Origin of the sequence: Agrobacterium sp. LY4, assembly GCF_001526585.1 — a bacterium.
GTDB lineage: Bacteria > Pseudomonadota > Alphaproteobacteria > Rhizobiales > Rhizobiaceae > Agrobacterium > Agrobacterium leguminum.
Genome location: NZ_ASYA01000001.1, coordinates 85,398 through 102,551, shown reverse-complemented (window position 1 = coordinate 102,551; position 17,154 = coordinate 85,398). Strand labels below are relative to the sequence as shown.

Annotated in this window: 13 protein-coding genes and 1 pseudogene; 7 read left to right on the top strand and 7 right to left on the bottom strand. The window is 59.8% G+C overall.

All coding sequences use genetic code 11. The annotated features are described in order from the left end of the window. Positions 1-16: 16 nt before the first annotated feature. The 3 genes from L904_RS00475 to L904_RS00465 all read right to left on the bottom strand — a co-directional run bounded on the left by L904_RS00475 (position 17) and on the right by L904_RS00465 (position 2,655). On the bottom strand, positions 17-802 hold the full coding sequence (locus L904_RS00475; RefSeq protein WP_020809178.1) for an ABC transporter ATP-binding protein: 786 nt from the start codon (positions 800-802) through the stop codon (positions 17-19). Then, positions 802-1,575, bottom strand: a complete 774-nt coding sequence (locus L904_RS00470) for an ABC transporter permease (RefSeq protein WP_020809179.1) — start codon at positions 1,573-1,575, stop codon at positions 802-804. Before L904_RS00470 ends, L904_RS00475 begins: the two co-directional genes overlap by 1 nt. A 138-nt stretch (positions 1,576-1,713) precedes the next feature. Further along, positions 1,714-2,655 carry an ABC transporter substrate-binding protein gene (locus L904_RS00465; protein ID WP_020809180.1) on the bottom strand — a complete coding sequence of 314 codons (942 nt, stop codon included), beginning with the start codon at positions 2,653-2,655 and terminating at the stop codon, positions 1,714-1,716. Between the two features lie 205 nt (positions 2,656-2,860). On the opposite strand from L904_RS00465, the gene L904_RS00460 reads away from it, so the two are divergent. Further along, a complete protein-coding gene (locus tag L904_RS00460; RefSeq protein WP_003524382.1) occupies positions 2,861-3,571 on the top strand; it encodes a YoaK family protein in 711 nt (236 codons plus the stop codon). A gap of 12 nt (positions 3,572-3,583) precedes the next feature. Here the strand turns inward: L904_RS00460 and L904_RS00455 are convergent, their stop codons facing one another. Beyond that, positions 3,584-4,102 carry a hypothetical protein gene (locus L904_RS00455; RefSeq protein WP_051671926.1) on the bottom strand — a complete coding sequence of 173 codons (519 nt, stop codon included), beginning with the start codon at positions 4,100-4,102 and terminating at the stop codon, positions 3,584-3,586. 78 nt (positions 4,103-4,180) lie between these two features. Between L904_RS00455 and L904_RS00450 the strand changes: the two are divergent. Beyond that, positions 4,181-4,818 (top strand): annotated as a pseudogene (locus L904_RS00450) (trimeric intracellular cation channel family protein). Between the two features lie 67 nt (positions 4,819-4,885). Here the strand turns inward: L904_RS00450 and irrA are convergent. Beyond that, positions 4,886-5,305, bottom strand: coding sequence for an iron response transcriptional regulator IrrA (gene irrA / locus L904_RS00445; RefSeq protein ID WP_003507276.1), 420 nt, complete (start codon positions 5,303-5,305; stop codon positions 4,886-4,888). 317 nt (positions 5,306-5,622) lie between these two features. Here irrA and fabA point away from each other — a divergent pair, with 317 nt between their 5' ends. The 5 genes from fabA to L904_RS00420 all read left to right on the top strand — a co-directional run bounded on the left by fabA (position 5,623) and on the right by L904_RS00420 (position 9,625). Then, positions 5,623-6,138 (top strand): 3-hydroxyacyl-[acyl-carrier-protein] dehydratase FabA, encoded by a 516-nt coding sequence (gene fabA, locus L904_RS00440; RefSeq protein WP_003507274.1) that lies wholly within the window; start codon positions 5,623-5,625, stop codon positions 6,136-6,138. Positions 6,139-6,213: 75 nt separating this feature from the next. Beyond that, positions 6,214-7,437 carry a beta-ketoacyl-ACP synthase I gene (fabB, locus tag L904_RS00435; RefSeq protein WP_003524377.1) on the top strand — a complete coding sequence of 408 codons (1,224 nt, stop codon included), beginning with the start codon at positions 6,214-6,216 and terminating at the stop codon, positions 7,435-7,437. A gap of 6 nt (positions 7,438-7,443) precedes the next feature. Next, a complete protein-coding gene (gene fabI, locus L904_RS00430) occupies positions 7,444-8,250 on the top strand; it encodes an enoyl-ACP reductase FabI (RefSeq protein ID WP_020812529.1) in 807 nt (268 codons plus the stop codon). A 188-nt stretch (positions 8,251-8,438) separates the two neighbouring features. After that, positions 8,439-9,035 carry a TadE/TadG family type IV pilus assembly protein gene (locus L904_RS00425; protein ID WP_020812530.1) on the top strand — a complete coding sequence of 199 codons (597 nt, stop codon included), beginning with the start codon at positions 8,439-8,441 and terminating at the stop codon, positions 9,033-9,035. Then, complete coding sequence (locus tag L904_RS00420) at positions 9,032-9,625, top strand: TadE/TadG family type IV pilus assembly protein (RefSeq protein ID WP_020812531.1); 594 nt, start codon at positions 9,032-9,034, stop codon at positions 9,623-9,625. The genes L904_RS00425 and L904_RS00420 overlap by 4 nt, the downstream gene beginning before the upstream one ends. A gap of 39 nt (positions 9,626-9,664) precedes the next feature. On the opposite strand, the gene L904_RS00415 is transcribed toward L904_RS00420, so the two are convergent. Both L904_RS00415 and L904_RS00410 read right to left on the bottom strand, forming a co-directional pair. After that, positions 9,665-11,434: a sulfite reductase subunit alpha gene (locus L904_RS00415; RefSeq protein ID WP_020812532.1), complete on the bottom strand. Its 1,770-nt coding sequence runs from the start codon at positions 11,432-11,434 to the stop codon at positions 9,665-9,667. Then, positions 11,431-16,932 (bottom strand): glutamate synthase-related protein, encoded by a 5,502-nt coding sequence (locus tag L904_RS00410; protein WP_020812533.1) that lies wholly within the window; start codon positions 16,930-16,932, stop codon positions 11,431-11,433. The genes L904_RS00415 and L904_RS00410 overlap by 4 nt, the downstream gene beginning before the upstream one ends. Positions 16,933-17,154: the final 222 nt, after the last annotated feature.

Genomic DNA, 17,154 nt, shown 5'->3' with positions numbered 1-17,154 from the left:
CCCTTTGCCGGATCAACTATCCATGGGCAGCGGCGGCAATCGCCTCGCTGCGGATTTCCTCCGTAAGCTTGGCGCGCAGCTCAGAAAATTCCGGGCTGGCCTTGACGGTGTAGTGACGCGGATGCGGCAGGTCGACCGGCGTGATCGACTTGATGCGACCCGGCCTTGCGGACATGGTCACCACACGCGACGCCATGAAGACCGCCTCTTCGATATCGTGTGTGACGAAAATGACCGTCTTCTGCTCCCGCTCCCATATACCGAGCAGCAGTTCCTGCATCAGTCCGCGCGTCTGGTTGTCGAGAGCGCCGAAAGGCTCGTCGAGTAGCAGGATTTTCGGGCCGTTCGCCAGGGCACGGGCAATGGCCGTTCTCTGCTGCATGCCGCCGGAGAGCTGTTTCGGCCAATGGTTCTCGAAGCCGCGCAGGCCGACCTTGTCGATATAGCTGTCGACAATCTCCCATTTTTCCTTCTCGGCAACGCCGCGTTCGCGCAGGCCGAAGGCGACGTTTTCGCGGATCGTCAGCCAGGGAAACAGGGTGTAGGACTGGAACACCATGCCGCGATCCGCCCCCGGCCCCGTCACCGCCCTGCCGGACAGCAGCACTTCGCCCGTCGTTGGGCGGTCGAGACCGGCGATGATGCGCAGCAAGGTCGATTTTCCACATCCCGACGGGCCGAGGATGGTGACGAAATCATTGCGGGGGATTTCCAGATCGGTGGGCTGGAGGGCCAGCGTCGGCTGCCCGCCCTGCACACCCGGAAAAGTGCGGCTGACGCCCTTGATAACGAGTTCGCTCATCAGGCAAGCCTCCAGGCGAAAAGCTTCCGGTTCAGCGATTTAAACGCGAAGTCCGAAATAAGACCGATAATGCCGATGACGATGATGCCGAAGATGATCTGCCCGGTCGCCATCAGCGCCTGGCTGTTGATGATCATATAGCCGATGCCCGAGGAGGCGCCGATCAGTTCAGCGACAATGACATAGGTCCAGGCCCAGCCGAGAACGAGACGGAGGATTTCCGCAATATCGGGCGCATTGGCGGGAATGAGAACACGACGAACAACGCCCCGGTCCTTCGCACCAAGCGTATAGGCGGCCTCCACCAGATCACGCCGCGTGCCGGCGACAGCCACGGCCACCATCAGGATGATCTGGAACACCGCGCCGATGAAGATCACCAGCAGCTTCTGCATCTCGCCGATGCCGGCCCAGAGAATGAGGAGCGGCACGAAGGCGGAAGCCGGCAGATAGCGTGCGAAGGAGACGAAAGGCTCAAGCAGCGCCTCGATGGGCTTATAGGCCCCCATGGCGATGCCGACCGGCACGGCAACGAGCGATGCCAGCACGAAACCGCCGACCACGCGCCAGATTGTCATGCCGATATCGCTGGCAAAACCCTGATCGGTCAGCAAATAGATGCCGTCCTTCAGCATGGTGATGGGGTCGGCCAGAAAGGTCGGCGATACGAAACCGCCCAGCGTGGCAAAGCCCCAGGCGGAAAAAAACAGCACGAAGAACAGGATGCCGAGAGCAATTCTCGTGCTGTTCCTTATGGGTTGAAGAGGTTGCATCTGTCGCCTGTCCGGAAAACCGGCGCGGCACCTTCGCCGCGCCATCAGAACGCCGTGCGCGTTTCGTGACGCACAATCGACGCACTCACTTGTCTTTGGCTGCAATATTCCCTGCAGGGAATGCGGCCGCCTTTTCTGTTACTTGATGAAGGACGTATCCGCGAGGGTCGAAAGATCGGGTTTCGACTTTATCACGCCGATTTCCAGCAGCAGGTCCGCCGATTTTTCCGAGAATGCCTTGAATTCACCCTCGAAAAACTTCTGGTTGGCGGCCTTATCCTGCCATTCGAGGAACTTTGCCGAAGCGGCAAAGGCCTCGCCGGTCTGCTTCACATCCGCCCCCATCGTCGCATAGGACTTTTCGGGATCGGCCTTGATGAGCTCGAGGGCCTGGAAATAGCTGTCCGCCAGGGCTTTCGCCGCCTGCGGATTGGCCTTCAGGAAATCCGGGGTGCAACCGAACGTATCCATGACGGCGGGATAATCCAGCGTCGTGGCGAGGATTTTGCCCTTGTCGGGGGCGGCGCGGACGGTGGACAGATAGGGCTCATAGGTCATGGCCGCATCATTTTGACCGGCAACGAATGCCTGCGCGGCCGGTCCCGGCTCGAGGTTGACGACCTTGACGTCTTTAAGAGTGAGGCCGTTTTCCTTGAGGATCCAGGCAAGGAAGAAATAAGGGGAGGTGCCCGGCGCGGAGGCGGCAACCGTCTTGCCTTTCAGGTCCGCGACCTTGGCAACATCACTGCGCACCGCAATGCCATCCGCGCCATGCGACTTGTCCATCTGGAAAATCTGGGTGGATTTCACGCCATTGGCATTCCACGCGATCCATGTTTCCACCGTGGTGGCGGCGCACTGAATGTCACCGGAAGCAAGGGCCAGATGGCGGCTCGCCTGCGGGATTTTCTTGATGTCGACCTTCAGGCCGTTCTTTTCGAAAATGCCGGCCTGTTTGGCGAGCGTCAGCGGCGCAAAACCGGTCCAGCCGGACATGCCAATCGTCACCGACGTCTCGGCATAGGCGGAAGCGGATGAAAAGAGCGCGGCGACTGTGGCGAGAACCCATGTTTTCTTCATGATCTGAACCCCTTTTGATTTATTTTTGTGCGATGTTGTTTATCGCTTTATTTGAGGCATGGTAGGCAGGGATTTTATATTTGTCTAGACAAAATAGAAGCTTCCGAAGGCCTCCAGAAAGATTGCAAATACACCATCCGGCATTCTAGACATAGGATAACACGGCCCCGCGCGCAGGCCGCCGTTTTTCCATATCGAGCTTTCCATGACCAGACAAAGACGTCGCAGTATCATCAGGGCAAGGCGAACCGGAACTGGAATTGCACTGGTTGCCGCCATTTCCTTCATCGCGGGCATGACGGATGCGGTGGGCCTGCATATTTCAGGTGACTTCGTATCCTTCATGACCGGCAACACCACACGCGCCGCAGTCTCGATGGAGGCTGGCCTCTATTCCCACGCCGCGAAACTGCTTTTCGCAATCGTTGCCTTCGTGGCGGGCAATGCCGGCGGCATCGTGGTGGCGCATAAGTTCGACCGGCGCATCTTCGCCGTTCTGATGGCGGTGGGATTGCTGGTAACAATTGCCGCGCTGCTCGGCGGCGAGACTTCCGCTCTTGCGCAATTTTATCTCGTCGTTTTCGCCATGGGCATGGTCAACGCCGCCGTTGAGCACATTGAGGGACTGCCAATCGGGCTTACCTATGTGACCGGCGCGCTTTCCCGCTTCGGCCGCGGCATCGGTCGTTTTCTTCTCGGCGAACGAAGCCTCGACTGGGGCATTCAGATCGTGCCATGGCTTGGCATGATATGCGGCGCGATATGCGGCGCCGTTCTCGCCGCCACCCTGCAATCGAATGCCCTTTGGGTGGTTGCGGCCACGGTTTTCGCCGTCGCCATCGCCACCTTCATCATCCCGCGCTCGCTTCGCCAGCGCTACAATCAAAGGGTCAAAATCCGGCGAATTACGCCTTGAAAATCGTCGCCGTCACTTTCGCGAGATGGTGACGAATTTCGTGCCGCGCACCCGCACCGTCATCAGGCAGGGCTCCTTGTCGGTACGCTCGCAATAACGCGGATGCATCTTCAGCACAAAAACCATGTTGCCGAAGCGCTTGATGAAATCATAGTCGTAAATTCGGGCCGTCGCGATCATCAGATAACCGCCCTCTTTCACCTGGACATAGAAATTATAGGGGCATCCCTCGTCGTCGCAGCTGCGGCCCTCTTCGCCGTCGCAATCGAGAACGCCGTGATTGACGACGGCGTCCATCAGCCCGTCATTGTTGATATCCAGCCGCGTGACGAAATCGTCGCCGAAGGCCGCCACCTTGCACTCGTTGCGGAAATGATCCTTCTCGTAGATCTCGGGGTCGTTCACCAGTTGCTGCTGCGCCGAGAGCGCCACCGGAAACATCAAGAGAACCAGCGCCTGAAGAGCGGCAACGAGAGCGATTCGCACGGCATTTTCCTTTGCATCCGTTTCGGTTATGGATGTTGCGATCATCCGGGCGGCCAGCCTAGAGTTTAGTGCTTGCGCGACACTGACGTGTTCGCAGCCCGTGTTTCCGGGGGGAACCTTTTCATGACGCTTCTGGGTTTTCTCGACTATGCCGGCGTCGCCATCTTTGCCGCAACCGGTGCGCTCGCCGCCTCGCGCAAGCAGCTCGACCTGATCGCTTCCTGTTTTTCGCCGCCGCGACCGGCATTGGCGGCGGCACGGTGCGCGATCTGGTGCTTGGCAGGACGCCGGTATTCTGGGTGGTGAACCCGACCTATATCCTCGTCTGCGTCTCGGTCGCGGTGCTGCTGTTCTTCACCGCGCATCTGTTCGAATCCCGTTACCGCGTACTGATCTGGCTCGATGCGCTGGGCCTTTCCGCTTATTGCGTCATGGGAGCCGCCAAGGGGCTTGCCGCCAGCGGCTCCGCAACCGTCGCCATCGTCACCGGCGTTCTGACGGCGACGTTCGGTGGTGTGTTGCGCGATATTCTCGCCGGCGAACCTTCCGTGCTGCTGCGCCCGGAAATCTACATCACCTGCGCGCTCTTGGGCTCCTCCACATTCATTGTCGTCTATTTCCTCGGCGCACCGCTTTATGCCGCATCAGCCGCAGGCGTCCTGACGGCCTTCGCCGTCCGGTCAGGCGCGCTGATCTTCGGCTGGACTTTTCCGCCCTACAAGGCAAAGCCCGGCAGACGGCCGGAAGACATCATGAAGTGATATATGGAAGACCGCCGAAAACAGAAATGGCGCCCGTGGGCGCCATTTCTGTTTTCGGACTTAAGCCTCATCCGCGCTTGCGACGAAGGCGGATGACCACGTCCACATGGGCGATTTCCATGCCCTCGGGCGCTTCCGGCAAATTGTCGATCTGGAGGTTATTGACGGGAATATCCAGAACCTCGTTCTCGCCCTCCACGAAGAAGTGGTGGTGATCCGAGACGTTGGTGTCGAAATAGGTGCGGGCGCCTTCCACGGCGAGAACACGGATGAGGCCGGCTTCGGTGAACTGGTGCAGCGTATTGTAGACCGTGGCGAGAGAAACGGGCACGCCGGCGGTGACCGCCTCATCGTGCAGTTCCTCGACCGTCAGATGGCGATCGCCCTTTGCGAAAAGCAGATCGCCCAAAGCCACACGCTGTCGCGTGGGGCGCAGCCCCGAGCGCCGCAACCTCGTTCCGATATCCAATGTGGCGTCAAATGCCATGCAATCCCATTCCAAACAGAGGTATGAAACTTACCAATTGCATTAGCATATATCTTTTGCGGCGAGTGCTTTCAATAGTTTCGGCGTGGCTTAGGCGCGGCAAATGGCGGCAAACCGGCCATTCCTGCAAATTTCCTCTGGTTCCAGCCGTACGGTTCCTGTATGCGGACGGCATATTGAGGTAATGACTTCTGCGAAGAAGGTTCGAAGACAAAGAATGTGGGCAGAGCGGCCTCTGCCCTTGCAGCGCTTCATTTTGAACCTAACTTGCTCTAGTGAAGTCGATCAACACCAGTAACTGGGGAAGTGAAAGCGGTATGGCAACGAGGCAATCAAGTTACAATTACGAGGAGATCCTGTCCTGCGGTCGCGGCGAATTGTTCGGCCCGGGAAATGCACAGCTCCCATTGCCCCCCATGCTCATGGTCCATCGCATTACCGAAATTTCCGAAACCGGCGGCGCCTTCGACAAGGGTTTCATCCGCGCCGAATACGATGTCAGCCCCGACGACTGGTATTTCCCCTGCCATTTCCAGGGCAACCCGATCATGCCGGGGTGCCTGGGCCTTGACGGCATGTGGCAGCTGACCGGCTTCTTCCTCGGCTGGCTGGGCGAAGAAGGCCGCGGCATGGCGCTTTCCACCGGCGAAGTGAAGTTCAAGGGCATGGTTCGCCCTCACACCAAGCTCCTTCAATATGGTATTGATTTCAAGCGCGTGATGCGTGGCCGTCTGGTGCTCGGAACCGCTGACGGCTGGCTCAAGGCGGATGGCGAAACCATCTATCAGGCGACGGACCTGCGCGTAGGCCTGTCGAAGGAAAAGGCTGCCTGAGGCAGACGGAATAGTCCTGACAAACGCCGGGCGGCTTCGGTCGTCCAGCCGAAATCTTAAGAAAAGGTCCCTTTCATGAGACGAGTTGTTGTCACCGGCCTCGGTATTGTTTCTTCCATCGGCGGTGATGCCGCTGAAGTCACCGCATCGCTGCGCAATGCCAAATCCGGCATTTCATTTTCGCCGGATTTTGCCGAACACGGTTTCAAATGCCAGGTCTGGGGTAAGCCGTCTCTCGACCCGACCGATCTGGTCGACCGCCGCGCCATGCGCTTCCTGTCGCAGGGCGGCGCGTGGAACCATGTCGCGATGAAGCAGGCGATCGCCGATTCCGGTCTCGAAGAGAGCGACATCAGCGGCAATGAGCGCACCGGCATCATCATGGGTTCGGGCGGTCCTTCCACCCGCACCATCGTCGAGGCAGCCGATATCACGCTGAAGAACAACAGCCCGAAGCGCATCGGCCCCTTTGCCGTGCCGAAGGCCATGTCCTCCACCGCCTCCGCGACGCTTGCCACCTGGTTCAAGATCCATGGCGTCAACTACTCCATCTCGTCGGCCTGCTCCACCTCGGCGCATTGTATCGGCAACGCCGCTGAAATGATCCAGTGGGGCAAGCAGGACGTGATGTTCGCGGGCGGCCATGAGGATCTGGACTGGTCCATGTCCAACCTCTTCGACGCCATGGGCGCCATGTCGTCCAAGTATAACGAGACGCCGAGCGTCGCGTCGCGCGCCTATGACGTCAACCGCGACGGTTTCGTGATTGCCGGCGGCGCGGGCGTGCTGGTTCTCGAAGAGCTGGAACATGCAAAGGCGCGCGGCGCCAAGATTTACGCCGAGATCGTCGGTTACGGCGCGACCTCCGACGGTTACGACATGGTGGCGCCTTCGGGCGAAGGCGCAATCCGCTGCATGCGGCAGGCGCTTTCCACGGTCAAGGGCGACATCGACTACATCAATACCCATGGCACCTCGACGCCGGTTGGCGACAGCAAGGAAATCGGCGCGATCCGGGAAGTCTTCGGCGACAAGATCCCGCATATCCAGTCGACCAAGTCGCTCACCGGCCATTCGCTGGGTGCGGCCGGCGTGCAGGAATCGATCTACGGCCTGTTGATGATGCAGGAACGCTTCATCGGCGAAAGCGCGCATATTTCCGAACTCGATCCCGAATTTGCGGGCGTTCCGATTGTTCGCAGCCGCATCGACAACGCCAAGATCGACACCATCCTTTCCAATTCCTTCGGCTTCGGCGGCACCAACGCCACGCTCGTCTTCCAGCGTCATAACGGATAATTGCCCATGAACGGCATCATGCAGGGTAAACGCGGCCTCATCATGGGCGTCGCAAACAATCATTCCATCGCCTGGGGTATCTCCAAGGCGCTTGCGGCACAGGGCGCGGAACTGGCCTTCACCTATCAGGGTGAAGCGCTCGGCAAGCGTGTGAAACCGCTCGCCGCCGAACTCGGATCCGATTTCATCGTGCCATGCGATGTCGAGGATATCGCCTCGGTCGACGCCTTGTTCGCGACGATCCGCGAAAAATGGGGCTCGCTGGATTTCATCGTCCATGCCATCGGCTTTTCCGACAAGAACGAGCTGAAGGGCCTCTACGCGGATACGACGCGCGAGAATTTCAGCCGCACCATGGTCATTTCCTGTTTCTCCTTCACGGAAATCGCCAAGCGCGCCGCAGAACTGATGACCAATGGCGGCTCGATGCTGACGTTGACCTATAATGGTTCGCAGCGTGTCATTCCGAACTACAACGTCATGGGCGTCGCCAAGGCGGCGCTCGAGGCGTCCGTTCGCTATCTCGCCGCCGATTACGGCCCGCGTGACATCCGCGTCAACGCCATCTCGGCCGGTCCGGTCCGCACGCTGGCGGGTGCCGGCATCTCGGATGCGCGGGCGATCTACGCATGGAACCAGAAAAACGCACCGCTTCGGCGGACGGCGGATATCGACGATATCGGCGGATCGGCGCTTTACCTGCTGTCCAATCTGTCGCGCGGCGTAACCGGCGAATGCCATTATGTGGACTGTGGTTATAACATCACCTCCACACCCACGCTGGAGGTTCTCTCCAAAGCGGATGCGGAATAAGCGTCCGTTTCAGCGTCAACAAAAGCCCGGCCATGTGCCGGGCTTTTTATATTGTGGGCCGTATCAATTTCGGAAATCACTAAAGTATAATTTATTGGAGTAACTGAATTTAAACATCGGGTGGTTATGGTCCGCAACAAATTCAACGGTTGCGCTTGCCGCATATTCTTAGAGATCGATATCGCCTCATGCGACTGGCCAAACTGAAGCCATTGCTGGAAAAATTCGGAGTCTCGCGCGACGGGACAGCGGCTATAGAATTCGCGATACTCGCGATCCCCTATTTCCTCGTCGTCTTTGCGATCATCGAGACCTTCATCGCCCTGATGGCGGAACAGGTCGTCGCCAATGCCACCGAGAACATGGCGCGGCGTCTGCGCACCGGGCAGATCAGCAGCTCGATTTCGAAAGAGGATTTCCGCAAGAGCTTCTGCAATGAAGTTTCAGTGATGATCACCTGCTCAGCGGATGAAATCCAGAAAGAACAGAAGCTCTATATCGACCTTCGCTCCTTTACCGCCTTCAAGGATATTCCGACCACGATACCGCTGAAGGCCTATGGCGAATATTACGATCTCGATACGGCTCAATTCGGCTTCAAACCGGGCGGGCCGGAAACCATCAACATGTTGCGTGTTTATTATCGCTGGCGTGTGGTTGCCGATATCATCCGGCCATACCTGACAAAAATACGTCCGGCCGACGGATCGATGCCCTCACATTTCCTCATCGTCGCGACAAATGCGTTCATGAACGAGAAATACATCACAGGCGGGGGCTCATGATGGCAGGGCTGGTGTCCGTTGCGGCAAACGGCAAACGACGCCTGATGGCGCTCGTTTCACGCTTTGCCAAAGATCGCCGAGGCGTGGGCGCGGTGGAGTTCGCGATCCTCTTTCCGATATTGCTTGCGCTTTATCTGACCTCGTTCGAATTGACGATCGGATACAACACCTACAAGCGGGCAAGCAGCGCAGCAGCTTCCATCAACGATCTGATATCGAAAACAGGTTCCGTCGATAAAACCTATCTCGCGGGCATGCAGGATGTCGCAGCCGCCGTGTTTGCGCCCTATAGTACCAAGGGTCTGCAGCTGAAGATCAGCGGCATCAAGATCGACGCGCAAAAACAGGCGAAAATCACCTGGTCCTGGGATGAGAAAAATCTGAGACCCTATGCGGTGGGGTCACCGGTCGCCGTTCCGACGCGCCTGCTCGTGGAAAACAGCTTTCTCATCCACGTCGAACTTTCCATCCCGCATGAATTGCTGATGTTCATGCCCGATCTTGCCTCGTCCGGGGTGAAGTCGATCACGATCGGCCGCGAGTATTTCTTCAAGCAACGCGACGCCGAGACCGTCTGCACCAATTGCTGAACCAATCGGTGCGTCAGAACGGTCTCGTCATGGCAATAGTTAGTAGACGTCGCGCAGATAACGTTTTTCGCGTTTCAGCCGGTTCACATACTCGCTCGCCGCCTCGGCGGAGATGCCGGCCTCATCGCTGACGATGCTGTGCAGGGCATCATCGACATCCTTCGCCATGCGGGTCGCGTCGCCGCAGACGTAGAAATAACCGCCCTCTTCAAGCCATTGATAGAGCGCCTTGCCGTTCTGCCGCATGCGGGTCTGGACATAGATCTTCTCCGCCTGATCCCGCGAGAAAGCGAGATCGAGGCGGGTGAGCACACCATCGCGGCTCATGTCGCCAAGCTCGTTTTCATAGATGAAATCCGACTGCCGGTGCTGGTCGCCGAAAAACAGCCAGTTTTTGCCCTTTGCGCCTCGGGCTTGCCGTTCCTGCAAAAAAGCCCGGAACGGCGCGATGCCCGTACCCGGTCCCACCATGATAACAGGTGCATCATTGTCCTGCGGCACACGAAACGCCTTGTTCGGCGAGACGAAAATCCCGGCACTCTGCCCGGCCTCCACGCGGTCGGCGAGATAGGTGGAGCACACGCCGCCACGCTCACGGCCCTCGGCGCGATAACGCACGCTGGCGATGGTCAGATGCACGCTGTTTTTTGCAACCAGCGGGCTGGAGGAGATGGAATAGGCGCGATGTTGCAGCGGCTTCAGGAATGTCACGAATTCAGCAACATCGAATAGTGGCTTTCCGCCGAGATTGATGAGGTCGAGAATATCCTTGCTCCAGAGAAAGGCGGCCAGCTGCTCCCTGTCCCCGTTTGCGAGAATGTGGCTGAGTTCGTCATGCCCCGCCCGCTTGCCGATTTCGGCGACGAGTTCGCGCGAAGGCGTCGATATCTCGAACATGTTGAGAAGCGCATCGCCGACCGGCCGGTCCAGCACGGCGATTTGGCTGTCCGCAGCCGCCCCGAAGTGTTTCAGCAGCGCGCCGACCAGTTTCGGATCGTTCAGGGGCACGACGCCAAGAGCGTCACCCGCCTCATAGTCCAGGCCGCTTTCGCCGAGATCGAATTCGTAGTGGCGAATTTCCTTGGACGAGCCGGGACCGGACAGGCGACGATTGACGCTTACCTCAGCGGAATAGGGATTTTTGCGGCTCCAGCCCTGTTTTGCCCGTACGGGCGGCTCGGCGATGTCGGGCATGGTGACAGATGCCGCGCTGCCGCCATCGACAGCAACCGCGAGCGGCAGGGTCTCACCGATCCATGCGGCGGCAGCGTCCTCAAAGTCGATATCGCAATCGATACGCGTCTTCATACGCTTGCCGCCGAGTTGTTCGAACCGCGTATCGATAAGCTTGCCCGCCTGGCAGAAGCCGTCATAGCCGGTATCGCCGAGCGCGAGGACGGCAAAATTCACCTCGTCCAGACGCGGCGCGCTGTCCGCGGCGAGCGCTTCCCAGAAAAGCTGGGCATTGTCAGGCATTTCACCTTCGCCATAGGTCGAAGTGACGACGATGACCCGCTTCATGGCGCCGAGACTGTCCATCGAGACATCATCGAGTGCCGTCACCACCGGCTGCATGCCCTGCGCGCGGGCGGCGGCGGCAATATCCATCGCCAGCGCCTCGGCATTGCCGGTCTGGGTGCCGAAGAGAATATTCAGCACACTGGCCGCCGCCCTGGGAGCAGCGGCGGCAACCGATGTCTCCAGGCCGATGGCGGCACGGGAATGGAGCCCCGCCAGAAAACCGGAAAGCCATGCGCGCTGATCACCGTTGAAGGGCGCGTCTTCGGGAATATAAGGTATCTTCATCATGCTGCCCTGTGGCTGGATGCGGTGGCGAGGTCGGGGATGGCGCGGGCTGCGAAAAGCTCCTCGAAGCCCGGCAGACGGCCGATCTTCTCGATGTTTTTCCGGTTCTGCTGAATGATCCAGCCATAGGTGCCGGGGCTGTCCACCGACCAGATGTTCCTGCGCGCCAGCGCCTGTTTGTAATCGTCGAGCCGCTTGGCGGCGATCATCACCGCAAGCTGTTCATCGCTATGGTCTGAAAGCGCCTCGCGCGCATATTTCAGCAGCCGTTGCATCAGCGCATAATCTTCCGTGAGGATGAGATTGCGCACGGCTTTTTCGATGGCGGGATCGGAAGGGCCCGAGGCCAGCGGCAGCCGCTGCAAAGCGATGGCCTGCGCCATGCTCAACACGGTATAATTGTTGAGCAGCGCATACATGTCTTCCGTATCCGTCTCGCCATAACCCGGCACCGTTCCGTTCAGGACGGCCTTGCGGTCGCGATAGGCGAGTTTGAACTTGCGCAGCTGGTGGGCGGCAAGCGCGGATGCAAGTTCCTCCAGCAACTCCTTGCGGGGCTTGGCTTTGAGGATCTCATCGCTGTCCTGATAAAGCAGCAGGGCACGCGGCATGCCGTAGACGAAATTATGCTGTTCACTTTCCCAGTTTTCCAACAGCCATGTCGCCTTGGCCGAGCCGGTCTCCGCGACATGCAAGGTCAGAAGCTGGTGGACTGCCTGATTGTGAATCGCGGCCTGCTCATCCTCTCCCGTGATCGCGCCGAGCAGGATGGAATCGTGGCTGACCTTCTTCGGCAAATCGCCATAGGGATCATATTGATAAACAAAGCCGCCGCTCATGCCGTTGCCGAAACCCTTGCCGAAGCTGCCCAGGTTCAGCACCGCGCCGTTGGTCATGTATTCGCAGGCGAAATCACCCACGCCTTCGACCACGGCGGTGGCGCCGGAGTTACGAACGGCGAAACGGTCACCCGCCTGCCCTTCCACGAAGGTGCGGCCGCCGGTGGCGCCGAACAGCGCGAAATTGCCGACCAGCACATTACCGCCCGCCTCTTCTGAGCCGCCGCCGGGGGAGCGCACGACGATGGTGCCGCCGCAGGCGCTTTTGCCGACGCCGTCATTGCAGGTGCCGGTATGGACCATGACCATGCCGTCATTGCAGAAAGCGCCGAAAGACTGCCCGGCGGAACCGGACGTATCGATGCGCACCGAACCTGCCTCCAGGAACCGGCGGCCACGGCTGTCCCGCTTCACCGCCGGCAGCGCATCCGCCTCTTCATCGGAAAGCTCATGGTTCAGCATGCGTTCGATATCGACGGCGAGCTGGCCACCGACGCTCTTGTTGCAATTGTTGAGGAAACGATTGCCGCCAAGCTCGATGTTCTCGCGCCTGCTGTCGACCAGGGCCGAGCGCACGAGTTCGATGAAGGCATCGTCCAGTGCAAAGTCCTTTTCCATATAGACGGGGCTGTCGATCTTCACCTCTTCGACCACGGCAAGCATTGCCCGGAGGTCAAGCTGGCCGACGCTCGCCGGATGATCGAGGAGATGAAGAAGATCGGAACGGCCGCGTGCCTCCCGCAGCGAGGCAACCCCGAGCCCGGCCAAAATCTCGCGCGTTTCATGGGCGATATTCATGAGATATTGCGCCAGCGCCCGCGGATCGCCGTTGAAGGCTTCCTGATTGGTGGTGAGACCGGCCGGGCACTTGATGTTGCAGTTCTTGGCCATGACACATTTCAGCATCATCAGCGCCGTCGTGCCGAATTCGAAGCTGTCGCCGCCAAGAAGGGCGGATTTCACCACGTCGCTCGCCGTCTGGTGTGCGCCGGAGCAACGCAGCAGCACCTTGGCGCGCAGGCCGGTGGCGCAAAGCGCCTGATGGACCTCGGCAATGCCGATCTCCGCCGCACGGCCGGTATATTTGAGGCTGGTGACGGCCGCCGCACCCGTGCCGCCGGTATTGCCGGCGACATTGATGACATCCGCCCCCGCCTTGGCGACGCCGACCGCAATCGTGCCGATGCCTTCCGACGAGACCAGCTTGACGATGACCCGCACGCGCGCTGCCTTGGCGTCATGGATGAGCTGGGCCAGATCCTCGATCGAATAGGTATCGTGATGCGGCGGCGGCGAGACAAGCTCGACGCCCGGCGTGCCGCCGCGTGCGGCGGCGATTTCCACCGTCACCTTGGGAGACGGCAACTGCCCGCCCTCACCCGGCTTTGCGCCCTGACCGATCTTGATCTCGATTTCCTCCAGCATCGGATCGGCAAGATAACCGGCCCAGACGCCGAAGCGGCCAGAAGCGAACTGCTTGATGCGCGAGGCACGGATGGTGCCGTAACGGGAAATATGCTCGCCACCCTCACCCGAATTCGACATGCCGCCGACCATGTTGGTGCCATGGGCGACCGCCTCATGGGCAGCGGCAACCAGCGCGCCGTGGCTCATGGCACCCGATGCGAGGGTTTTGGTGATCTCGCTCGCCTTCTGAACGGCATCGAGCGGAATGCTTTCCGGTGCAGTGCGGATAAGCGAGAGATAGGCGGATGCTTCACCCTTAGCCTGAACCATGAGTGCGCCACCTTCCAGCCAATGGCCTGGAATATCCGCGCCGAAACGGTCGAGCAGCGATTGGCCGAGTGCGGCAAGCCGGGCAAGCTCATGACCGTGCGGGCCGGTCAATTGCAGCCGGAAAGCGCCGTCTCCCGCCTCTTCGCAGCGCAATCCGCGCACCATGAAGCTGTTATTGCCCTGCCGGGAAAAACGGCCCATTTCCCGACGGAATTCTTCCGCGGAACCGGCGAAGGTCAGATCGGCCGGCAATTCCAGAACATCGCGCAAGGCGGCGGGGCGGCGCGCCCTTTCCTCCGCCATCATGCGGGCGAAGGCGCGGTAACCAGGTGTTACCTCGAATCTGTCGATTGCGTCTGGCGTTAGCCGGTCGAAGCTGTTGTGATAATAGGCGGCATCGTTGAGACCGAACGCATCTTCGAGCCGGTTGAGCGGCAGGAGACGCAGCGCCTCCTCGTTTTCGGTTCCCTTGTCGAAACCGATCTTTTCCTCCGTCATATCCACGAAACCGCGCACCGCCGTTGTGCCATAGGAATGGCCGGCGCCTTCCGCGCGCTCCTTGAAGAGGCCGAGCAGCGGAATGTCGTTTTCGCCCTTCACGGACAGCGCCTTGCAGTGCCAGTCCGCCACGGCCTGCGCGATGACGGCGAAGTTGACGCCGCCAACCGGGGTCTTCACATTCGGGAAATAGCGCTTCAATACAGCATCGTTGGTGTCGAGGAAGTTCGGCTCGAAGAACTCGCCGCCAATGTAACTTTCCGCCGTGCACAGGCCGACCTTGCCCATGGTCTTCATCAGCGACTTTTCCGCCGCCTTGGCAAAACGCTTGAAGGCCTTGTCGGCATCGGCACCGAATTTCTCCTCAGCGCGGAACTGCACGCCAAGCGGATAGACGGCAGAAGCGCCGAAGCCGAGGCCGGCTGCTATGTGATGCGAGGAAGAAAACTGGCCACTTTCCACGATCAGGGAAATACGCAGCCGCAGACCTTCCTCGATCAGCCGCTGATTGATGGCGGAAACGACCATGATCATCGGCAGAGCGGCGCGGCCTGCCGAGACATGCCGGTCGGTGATGACGGCGATGCCGCCTTCCTCTGCTGCGAAAGCCACAACCTCATCGCAGAGACCATCGATTGCCTGCCGCAGGGCCGTTTCATTAGCCTCCGCAACATCGAAGACCGGCGAATAGAGCATTTCAAAACGACGAAGGGGCGTCTCCGACTGTTCGCGAATACGCAGCATATCGAGATGGGTCAGGATCGGAGAGCGCACGACGATCTGGCGGGCCTTCTTCGCGCCGCTGTTCGGCTTCGCACCGAGGGCGACACGCAACGTCATGCCATCGGCCTCACGAATACTGTCGAGCGGCGGATTGGTGACCTGCGCGAAACGCTGTGAAAAATACTTCGCGACGCCGCCTTCCTGATCGGAAAGCGCATTGATGGCATTGCCGTAACCCATCGCCGAAATCTTTTCCGCGCCGGAGGCCAGCATCGGGTCCATCAGGAACTTGAAGCTTTCCTGATTATGCGAATAGGCGACATAACGCTGGTGGCGTTCCAGATCGCCATTGTAACGCAGCGGCGAGCCCTGCTTGTCGGCGGGCACCTCCGGCAGATCACCAAGCATTACGCGCGCTTCAGATAGCAGCGAGGAATAGTCCCGCTGCGCGGCCAGAAGCTCCAGCGCCTCGACCGTGGAAAAAGCACGACGCTCGGCGTGATCGTAATAAAGCATGCCGCCCGCCTCGATGCGGCCGCGGCGGATGACGCTTTCCGCCGGAAACGCGATCTGCCCGGCCTCCGACATGACGCAGAGATAATCTTGCGTCTCGACGGTGCGCAGCGGGCGCAGGCCGAGGCGATCAAGCCGCGCGCCGATGATGGTGCCATCGCCGAAGATCAGCGCGGCCGGGCCGTCATTCTTTTCCTCATAGAGCGAGAAATACTCCAGCATCGCCTTGACGTCGGGTGACAGGGTATCGTCGTTTTCCCAGGCTGGCGGCATCATCGAGACCACGGCGGTGACGAGGTCGAGACCGTCTTCCATTACCCGTGCCTGCAGGGTCTGATCCAGACGGCAGCTGTCCGACTGGCCCTTCGGCCGAATGATGCTGGCATTCTTCGCCAGCGCCACGGCCGCTTCAGACAGCCGGTTCTTCTTGTCGGTATTGAGTTCGCCATTATGCGCCATCAGGCGGAAGGGCTGCGCCATGGAGGGATGCGGATCGGTATTGGTGGAAAACCGCGTGTGGAAATACATCGTATGCACTTCATGGCGCGGATCGGTAAGGTCACAGAAATAGGGCATGACCTCATGCGAGTTCAGACGCCCTTTCAGAACCTGCGTGCGGGCGCTGAGTGACAACGGATAAAAGCCGGCAAGTTCCGGCACGGTATAGGCAAGCGCCTCGATGGCCAGCAGCGCCTTGTGGATGCGCCAGTCGAATTCGGCGAGGGTTGCGCATTCGGCAGGAGCCGAGAAAACCCATTGCCGGATCGGCAACTGGTAAGGGATGGCGGCGGGGCGGATGGCCGCGTCATTCACCGGCACATCGCGAACGAGCAGGATTAAAAAGCCCTGCTCTTTGAGGGCGTTTGCGATGATACCGACAGCCTCGCCGTGGAAAGCCGGATTTTGCGGCAGGAAAAAATTACCGACGCCGAACCGGCCGGCCTGCAAGCCGGCCTCACCGGTCAATTCCCGAAAGAAGGAGAGCGACAAATCCAGCGACACGCCGGCACCATCGCCGACACCTTCCGCCGACATGCCGCCGCGATGCGGCACGGCACAGAGCGCCTCATGGCCGCGCTTCAGCACATCATGCGTCTGCACGCCGTCCTTGCGGGTGATGAAACCGACACCACAGCTGCTTTTTTCAAAAGCCGCATCGTAAAGGCCGAATTTTTGCTCCGTCACACTCAAGGCACTCTCCTCTCGTTGCGCATTTCGCGCGGCATCGCCCTCTTTCCCGAAACCCGGCGCGTCAGCCGGCACTCTGCGGGCGGAGCCGCAGGCGACCTGGCTGCTCCTCATTCTGCTGCTTATCGGCGTTTAATGGCGCGAACGGTCGTTTTGCGGCCGTCAAACGGCTTGGCGGCGATGGCCGCTTTTTCGCAAATAATGATCGTCGTCGTTCGCATCGCG

Coding starts and splice junctions, on each gene's coding strand:
- L904_RS00475 (WP_020809178.1), bottom strand. CDS start 802: ATGAGCGAACTCGTTATCAAGGGCGTCAGCCGCACTTTTCCGGGTGTG.
- L904_RS00470 (WP_020809179.1), bottom strand. CDS start 1,575: ATGCAACCTCTTCAACCCATAAGGAACAGCACGAGAATTGCTCTCGGC.
- L904_RS00465 (WP_020809180.1), bottom strand. CDS start 2,655: ATGAAGAAAACATGGGTTCTCGCCACAGTCGCCGCGCTCTTTTCATCC.
- L904_RS00460 (WP_003524382.1), top strand. CDS start 2,861: ATGACCAGACAAAGACGTCGCAGTATCATCAGGGCAAGGCGAACCGGA.
- L904_RS00455 (WP_051671926.1), bottom strand. CDS start 4,102: ATGATCGCAACATCCATAACCGAAACGGATGCAAAGGAAAATGCCGTG.
- irrA (WP_003507276.1), bottom strand. CDS start 5,305: ATGGCATTTGACGCCACATTGGATATCGGAACGAGGTTGCGGCGCTCG.
- fabA (WP_003507274.1), top strand. CDS start 5,623: ATGGCAACGAGGCAATCAAGTTACAATTACGAGGAGATCCTGTCCTGC.
- fabB (WP_003524377.1), top strand. CDS start 6,214: ATGAGACGAGTTGTTGTCACCGGCCTCGGTATTGTTTCTTCCATCGGC.
- fabI (WP_020812529.1), top strand. CDS start 7,444: ATGAACGGCATCATGCAGGGTAAACGCGGCCTCATCATGGGCGTCGCA.
- L904_RS00425 (WP_020812530.1), top strand. CDS start 8,439: ATGCGACTGGCCAAACTGAAGCCATTGCTGGAAAAATTCGGAGTCTCG.
- L904_RS00420 (WP_020812531.1), top strand. CDS start 9,032: ATGATGGCAGGGCTGGTGTCCGTTGCGGCAAACGGCAAACGACGCCTG.
- L904_RS00415 (WP_020812532.1), bottom strand. CDS start 11,434: ATGATGAAGATACCTTATATTCCCGAAGACGCGCCCTTCAACGGTGAT.